Origin of the sequence: Bacillus sp. ILBB4, from assembly GCF_035064545.1 — a bacterium.
Lineage (GTDB): Bacteria > Bacillota > Bacilli > Bacillales > Bacillaceae_H > Priestia.
Genome location: NZ_JAIQVD010000019.1, coordinates 41,701 through 48,157, shown reverse-complemented (window position 1 = coordinate 48,157; position 6,457 = coordinate 41,701). Strand labels below are relative to the sequence as shown.

Annotated in this window: 7 protein-coding genes; 2 read left to right on the top strand and 5 right to left on the bottom strand. The window is 35.1% G+C overall.

Going from position 1 to position 6,457, the window contains the following annotated elements:
* Positions 1–355 precede the first annotated feature (355 nt).
* Positions 356–1,180 (top strand): MBL fold metallo-hydrolase, encoded by an 825-nt coding sequence (locus tag LAV82_RS30115; protein ID WP_211080257.1) that lies wholly within the window; start codon positions 356–358, stop codon positions 1,178–1,180.
* 48 nt (positions 1,181–1,228) lie between these two features.
* Entirely contained in the window at positions 1,229–1,741 is a 513-nt protein-coding gene (locus tag LAV82_RS30110) for an EamA family transporter (RefSeq protein WP_211080256.1), read from the top strand.
* Positions 1,742–2,532: 791 nt separating this feature from the next.
* Here LAV82_RS30110 and aroQ read toward each other — a convergent pair.
* Genes aroQ through LAV82_RS30085 form a run of 5 tightly spaced genes read right to left on the bottom strand, consistent with a single transcriptional unit; the run spans position 2,533 to position 6,445 of the window.
* The gene (gene aroQ / locus LAV82_RS30105) at positions 2,533–3,006 is read right to left on the bottom strand and encodes a type II 3-dehydroquinate dehydratase (protein WP_499717542.1); all 474 of its coding nucleotides are present in this window, start codon (positions 3,004–3,006) and stop codon (positions 2,533–2,535) included.
* Positions 3,007–3,035: 29 nt separating this feature from the next.
* A complete protein-coding gene (locus LAV82_RS30100) occupies positions 3,036–3,428 on the bottom strand; it encodes a VOC family protein (RefSeq protein ID WP_499717541.1) in 393 nt (130 codons plus the stop codon).
* Positions 3,429–3,448: 20 nt separating this feature from the next.
* Complete coding sequence (locus LAV82_RS30095) at positions 3,449–4,387, bottom strand: ketopantoate reductase family protein (protein WP_211080210.1); 939 nt, start codon at positions 4,385–4,387, stop codon at positions 3,449–3,451.
* Between the two features lie 22 nt (positions 4,388–4,409).
* Positions 4,410–4,838: a MaoC family dehydratase gene (locus tag LAV82_RS30090; RefSeq protein ID WP_499717540.1), complete on the bottom strand. Its 429-nt coding sequence runs from the start codon at positions 4,836–4,838 to the stop codon at positions 4,410–4,412.
* 44 nt (positions 4,839–4,882) lie between these two features.
* A complete protein-coding gene (locus LAV82_RS30085; RefSeq protein ID WP_499717539.1) occupies positions 4,883–6,445 on the bottom strand; it encodes an acyl CoA:acetate/3-ketoacid CoA transferase in 1,563 nt (520 codons plus the stop codon).
* Positions 6,446–6,457: the final 12 nt, after the last annotated feature.

The window sequence follows — 6,457 nt, the reverse complement described above, 5'->3', positions numbered from 1 at the left end:
CAAGCATATGTATAAGAGCTGCATATTCTATAAAAGTGACTCTTTTAGAACCCCTACTCCCATAGGGGTTCTTTTTTGTGATGTATACCGGAAAAATCCATTATGTTAACTAAAGATGTATACACACGCATGTAGCCAACCTTCATATTAATTCTCTCCTCTACCGAATATTGTTACAAATATTATTGTTGTTATAGCTACTATGCAAGTTTACTAAGTTAAAAGCATATCATTAATCACCCTAACAAAAACGCACATTTTTGTTAAGGCAGTTATAAAAAAGTCTACTTTATAAAAATTAGTGATTATTTATGGTGTCATTTGAATTAAAAATAAAGAAAGGGAGTGTAAACATATGCCAAATTATATTTGTACTACATGCGGTGTCCAATATCCTCAAAGACAAGAAGCTCCAGTAGATTGTCTGATTTGTAATGAGGAGAGACAATACGTAAATCCTTTAGGACAATCATGGACAACATTAGAAGCTATGCAACAAGGTAACTCTTTTAAAAATGAAATTCTTCAGGAAGAGGAAAATTTATATAGTATTACAACAAGTCCTGAATTTGCAATTGGTCAAACAGCTTTTCTCATCCAAAATCAAGGCTTTAATATGTTATGGGACTGTATTACATATTTAGATGAGAAAACTATCGAGAAAATTAATAATTTGGGTGGAATCCAAGCAATTGCTCTTTCTCATCCACATTATTACTCTACACAAGTTGAATGGGCAGAGACATTTAATTCCCCTATCTACATCCATGAGGATGATAAGGAGTGGATAGTGCGACAAAGTGATAAAATTAAATTTTGGTCAGGCGAATCCCTTGAATTAACAAATTGTATAATTCTATACCGACTGGGCGGTCATTTTAAAGGAGGAGCTGTCTTACATTGGAAAAATGGAGACAATAATAAAGGAATTTTATTTACTGGTGATATTATGCAAGTAGCTGCCGACCGTCAGTGGGTAAGCTTTATGTACAGTTACCCAAATTTCATTCCACTTCCAGCAAGCAAAGTAAGAGAGATGGCAGATAAAGTTAAAGATTTATCGTTTAACCGTATTTATAATGCATTTAATCGAGTAGTAATGGAAAATGCAGAACAAGCTGTTCAGAAATCAGCAGATCGGTATATCAAAGCAATAGAGGGGACACTGTTTAATACATGAGATATAAATGTTCTAGATTCTTTATCAGTAATTGGAGTTATTTACTTGATGATGATGAGTAGATCAGGGGCTGAAACAGCGAATTTAGTCGGTAGTGCATTTATTATCATATCTGCCATCACAAATGCTTTGTATAATGTTCTAGCAAGAAAGCTTACACAACGCTATTCCTTATTAACCATAACGTATATCATGACATTGTTTGGATTTATAGCGTTTAATGTTATAGCAATTGGAAACCATGTGATTGAAGGAACAACAGGAGAGTTTTTTCAACCATTTTCAAACATAAAATTTTTATTAGCTATTTTATATCTAGGGATATTGTCATCACTTGGGACCTCATACCTTTCAAACTATGCTTTGTCTAAAATAGCAGCAGCTCAAATGAGTGTTTTCAGTAACGTTGCTACGCTAATTATCATTATTGCCGGTGTTTTATTCTTAAACGAGGCGTTTCATTTTTATCACTTAATTGGCGGAATTATGATTATCATTGGTGTAATTGGGACAAACTTCGCCGGTAAAAAAAGTAAAAAGGATTCAAAAGAAGACCTATAAAAGTTGTACAAGTAATGATCGAAGAGATAAGCATCAATCATTTCAGTGGCGGTGAAACGCTACTTAACAACAAGTAAATTAATGCAAAAAAAGCAATCAAATTAGACTATAATTATTTGATTGCTTTTTTCTTTTTTTGTTATTAGTTAAATAAAACCAAAGATGTTGTTCTTTTATAAAATGTTCTTATACATAAAAAATTTAAAAATAAATATTGTAATTGATTCTACTCATAAAAAAATATAACTTACCCATAATTTCTATAATTTAATAGGTAAATGATAAAGTACTTTATATATTATTAAAGTTTTACTATTTATACTAAGTGACGACAAATAGATGCTTTTATTTCTTGTTAAATACTATCTTATCTTCTATCTTTCTTTTAATAAATTCATATATTAAAGGTAATTAAACAGTAATTGTATAATTACTTGATATTAATATGTTTTTAATAAGATAAATTTAATTAAAAATACAAAATCAATGTACTTTATATATTTACTCCAGTTAGCATAAAAGGTTGTATTATAATATACACAATAGAAAATCTCCATATTTGCCCATAAAAAAAGTAAAGGTTTAACCTTTACTTTTAACAAGATACTTTATCATTCACTTGTAATAGATGATATAGCAGCATGGATTTAGAAAGTATAAAAATAAATATGGCTCTGATGTGAAAAATTCAAAGTGCTTGAAAGTAAATTGAATTTTTTATACCAGAACCAGATAGACGATTAACTTCTTCATACTATTTGAGATTAGACATTTCCATTTTTTGTTTACTTCTAAATAGAAGTACTAAGTTCTCCTTTTCTATTTTTTTCATCCATTAAGGTTTTTGCAGCTCTTAACGCTAAAAGATAGCTGTCAAAGCCAAAACCGCAAATTTGTCCCTGGGCAATTTCCGCAAATACAGAATGATGTCTAAATTTATCTCGGGCATGAATATTAGACATATGAATCTCAATAAACGGGACTTCAAGAATGTCCAAAGCGTCTCTTAATCCATAACTATAGTGGGTCCATGCACCAGCATTAATGATTACTACATCCACTTTATCAAAATACCCTTGATGAATTCGATTAATCATTTCACCTTCTGAATTTGTTTGAAAAACCTCTAATTCAAGTCTCAACTCTTTAGCTAGTTGAAACATACTCTCATTAATTTCATCAAGAGTAATAGTTCCATAGATTTTAGGATTTCTTTTTCCAAACATATTATGGTTTATCCCATGCAACATCAGTACTTTTCCCATCATAATCACTCCAATGCTATTTAAAATAGTTAGTCTTCAATCCATGGATATACAGTTAATGCTTCTTCAACGGAACCTTCTTTTGCCTGAATCAGTTCCAGACTTAAACCATCCGGAAGCACCACCCAATTATGTCCTTTAGGTAATTCGGTAACATTCCATTTATAAACTTCTTCCATAGCAGCCTCTAAATCTTCCACCATGATTCCTAAATGCGCCAGTCTTCCTTCGACACCTGAGAAGTTAGGGTCTGCGATCAGTTGAACTCCACCAATAGTCCATACTTGTCTAGGGTTATCTTTTCCCCCATCTATTTTGCGAATCGGCATATTTAATGCCTCTTTAAAAAAACGAATGTGCCAATCAATATCCTTTACACGAATAGCTGAATGTTCAAGATATGCTTTTTTCTGATAGGCCAAATTTCAGTCATCCTTCCTTATCATGAATTTATGTATTTTTCCATCCAAGTCTCAATTCCTTTTACGTTCGCAACCAACGCTTTATTAACTGGTGTTGCGACATTACTTTTCTCTCCCCATCGGACAATTGCTCCATTGATATAATCGATTTCTGTTTTTTGGCCTTTTTCAAGACTTTGCAGCATGGATGTTTTAAATTCATATGGTAATCCTGCTGCTGCTTTCAACCAAATATCTTCGGGATCCTCTGTTGATAAAATAACGCCGTTTGCTTTAGCAACATTTATACCCTCTAAAATAGCTTCAAAAGCACAATTCCTAATTTCAGGAAGTTGGTATAAATCTCCATATGGTAATTTCGTAATACCACATAAAGCCCCCGTTGCCACATTAATTAAAAGTTTGTCCCAAATCATTCCTGTGATATTACCACTAACCTCTGTTAATAACCCGCATTTTGTCAATATATCTGCGACTCTCTGAATCCTTTTTGTTTTTTCGCCATTCATCTCACCAATAAAAGTAATCTTTCCCTTTGTTCCGGCAATCACATGTCCTGGTCCAAGTAATACGCCGCCAACATAAGTTTTTCCACCGATAACACGCTCGTTGCCAATAACCTCGGCAATGGTTTCCTCATTTCCAAGACCATTTTGCAATGACATGACCAATGTATCTTCCCCAATAATGGATGAAGCATTTTCAATCGCATTTCTTGTATGAAAAGACTTCACCAATACTATTACAAGATCTGCTACTCCAATTCCCTCACAGTTTGTTTGGGCATTTACCCTAACAGCCCTATCATTCGTTCCATCCCTAAGAATCAGCCCCTTTGTATTGATTGCATTCACATGATCGGCCCGTTGATTTATTAAATAAACGTCTTGCCCTGCCTCCGCCAGAGTGCCACCAATGGAACTTCCTAAAGCACCTGCGCCAAGTACACAGATTTTCATTTATCTCACTCCTTTGCATTGCTTAATTTTCAAAAAACTTTAATATATGCTGGGCCACCACGCACAATTCTTTATTTTGATTGTAAATTTCAACCTTGGCATATGACTTCAATGATTCTTGATCAACTTCAGTAATCGTATAAACAGCTGTAACTGTATCGCCAAAATATACTGGTCTTGTAAAACGTAAACGATCGTAGCCATAGGACACACTTGGCATTTCTGCTCTCGCCTGGGTTTGAATTAATGTTGATGCCGTACTTCCAAGTGCAAAAGTTAATACCCCATGTACAATCCGCGTTTTATATGGCGTTGTTTTCATAAATTCTTCATTCATATGCATTTGACTAAAATCGCCGGTAATCCCAGCAAACAAATAAACATCTGATTCACTAATTGTCTTGGTATAAGAAACCGTATCTCCTACTTCAAAAGGAACTTTCTTACTCATAATCTTCCTCCTAGCAATCATTTAATATAGTATGAACAAATCTCTTATACTTCCATTTGCTCCCAATCATTTTTAATTCCCATATCATCCGCAAAAAATAATCTGCTATGCATTTCTTTTAAATCAGCAGAAATTTGAGGTCTAAATGACATTTTCTCAATGATTTGAGTTTCTATATCAATTCCAGGTGCTACTTCACATAATTCCAGTCCGTCTATTGTTAAGCGGAAAACGGCTCTTTCCGTGATATAGAGAACTTCCTGCCCCCTTTTTAATGCATCCCTTCCATTAAAAGTAAGCTCTTCAAGTTGAGGAAGGAGTTTCTTAAATCGGCCTTCTTGTTCAATTTGCAGCTTACCTTTTTCAATCTTCGTTTTAAGGCCGCCGGCTGTCAGTGTTCCACAAAAAACAATCTTTTTTGTATTTTGACAAATATCTATAAACCCGCCTGTGCCCATGATTTTCCCATTAAATTTATGCACATTGACATTTCCTGCTTGGTCCAGTTCTGCAAAGCTTAAGAAGCAGACGTCAAGACCACCGCCATCATAAAAGTCAAACTGTGAAGGCATGTCTAACAATGCATGGGTATTGATACTTGCTCCAAAGAAAATGCCTTGTGCGGTGACACCGCCGATTGGTCCAGTTTCCACCGTTAAGGTAAATTGTTCATCAACACCTTCTTCACGAGCTACACTTCCAATTCCATCGGCAATTCCAACACCAACGTTTCCCACATTTCCTGGTTTAACTTCAAACAATGCACGCCGAGCGATCATTTTTCGATGATTAAGCGGAAGCCGGGTAACTTCACTTGTTTCCGCGATATAATCTCCCGACATAAAACGATTAACTCCACCCGTGTACAGCTGTGATTGTTCTTCATCAACAACGACAATATCGACGTTGTAGCCTGGAATTTTTATTGATTTTGGATGAAGAGTATTTGACTTTACTACTCTTTTTACTTGTGCAATGACAAGCCCTCCATTGTTATGAACAGCCTGGGCCATCGCTAAAGTATCCAGATACGCAATTTCATCTTCCATACTGATATATCCTTCACGATCTGCAGTTGTTCCGCGGATAATGGCAACATCAGGTCGAATCGCTGGATAGAACAGCCACTCTTCACCATTAATTTCCATTAATTTAATAAGATCTTCTTTGGTACAATCATTTAGTTTTCCACCCTTTTGCCGTGGGTCAATAAATGAACCTAAGCCAACATGGGTTAATATTCCAGGCTGTCCAGCTGCGGCAGCTCTAAATAATTGACAAAGTACACCTTGCGGGAAATTATATGCTTCGATTTCATTATTTTCAGCCATTTCACAGAGTCTTGGGGATTGTCCCCAATGTCCTCCAACTATTTTTCGTACTAGTCCTTTTTTGGCAAGTGGTGACATTCCTCTGTCCGCCCGGTCGCCTAATCCTGTTGTATGGATAAACGTTAAATCTTTTGGCAAATGTGTTTCTTCATATCTTTTTGACAATGCTTCTATAAGCTTAGTAGGCTCTAATAGACCCCCACCAGCTCCGCAGATAGCAACTATTGCTTCATTTGGAATATACTTTATAGCCTCTTCAGCACTAAGTACTGTCACTAAATTTCCCTT